This window comes from Flavobacterium tructae (genome assembly GCF_002217475.1).
Lineage (GTDB): Bacteria > Bacteroidota > Bacteroidia > Flavobacteriales > Flavobacteriaceae > Flavobacterium > Flavobacterium tructae.
In genome coordinates, this window is record NZ_MUHH01000088.1 from 1 (window position 1) to 590 (window position 590).

The window sequence follows — 590 nt, forward strand, 5'->3', positions numbered from 1 at the left end:
ACCGATCCAAGTCCAATTTGCTCGACTTGCAGACCAATAGATCCTACTTGTTCAACCTGTACAGTAGTAAGTTTTATTGATGCGATAGATGAGATTCCATTAGTAGTTAATGGATTGAACGGAGGTACCACGGTTTCTGTATTGTTGAATGACAAATTACATGGTACACCTATAGTCGCTTCAGATGTGAATTTAAGTGCGGTTTATTTACCGACAGGAATGACATTAAATACCGATGGCACTATTAAAGTTAATACTGGTACTGCACCAGGGGGTTATACTGTAATTTATAGTATATGTTCAAAAGCAATGGCAGCAGCCGGTACACCAATGTGTGATCAGGCTGAAGCAAAAATTACAGTAACAGCAACAGTTGAGCCGATATTCGAAAATGGAACTATTGCATCAACAGGAGGAACTGTTTTCACAAACATTGCAAGTAACGATAAAGTAAATGGAGTTCCGGCAGTATTAGGAACTACAGGAAATGCTACAGTTGCGGTATCAGGAACATGGCCAACAGGAATTACTTTAGATCCGTTAACCGGAAAAGTAAGTGTTGCGGCAGGAACCACACCGGGAACTTATAA

General features: G+C 40.2%; 1 pseudogene. It reads left to right on the plus strand.

Annotation, left to right across the window (positions count from 1 at the left end):
* A pseudogene (locus B0A80_RS20915) lies at positions 1–590 on the plus strand (hypothetical protein); the annotation flags it as partial.